Origin of the sequence: Bacillus sp. SIMBA_005 (assembly GCF_046535585.1) — a bacterium.
Classification (GTDB): domain Bacteria; phylum Bacillota; class Bacilli; order Bacillales; family Bacillaceae; genus Bacillus; species Bacillus pumilus.
Window position 1 is genome coordinate 1 of the sequence record NZ_JAWRWI010000031.1, and the last position, 696, is coordinate 696.

1 protein-coding gene is annotated in these 696 nt (G+C 45.8%); it reads right to left on the reverse strand.

Annotation, left to right across the window (positions count from 1 at the left end; translation table 11 throughout):
- Window positions 1-255 precede the first annotated feature (255 nt).
- Window positions 256-696, reverse strand: a 441-nt coding sequence (locus SB660_RS18895) for a CatA-like O-acetyltransferase (protein ID WP_410583743.1), incomplete at its 5' end; no start/stop codon positions are given.

Sequence of the window (696 nt, forward strand, 5' to 3'; positions counted from 1 at the left end):
CGGTTGGTTTTTTTATATCTGCAATTAATTCGATAAACAGACCTCAGGCATTTGAGAAGCACACGGTCACACTGCTTCCGGTAGTCAATAAACCGGTAAACCAGCAATAGACATAAGCGGCTATTTAACGACCCTGCCCTGAACCGACGACCGGGTCGAATTTGCTTTCGAATTTCTGCCATTCATCCGCTTATTATCACTTATTCAGGCGTAGCAACCAGGCGTTTAAGGGCACCAATAACTGCCTTAAAAAAATTACGCCCCGCCCTGCCACTCATCGCAGTACTGTTGTAATTCATTAAGCATTCTGCCGACATGGAAGCCATCACAAACGGCATGATGAACCTGAATCGCCAGCGGCATCAGCACCTTGTCGCCTTGCGTATAATATTTGCCCATGGTGAAAACGGGGGCGAAGAAGTTGTCCATATTGGCCACGTTTAAATCAAAACTGGTGAAACTCACCCAGGGATTGGCTGAGACGAAAAACATATTCTCAATAAACCCTTTAGGGAAATAGGCCAGGTTTTCACCGTAACACGCCACATCTTGCGAATATATGTGTAGAAACTGCCGGAAATCGTCGTGGTATTCACTCCAGAGCGATGAAAACGTTTCAGTTTGCTCATGGAAAACGGTGTAACAAGGGTGAACACTATCCCATATCACCAGCTCACCGTCTTTCATTGCCATACG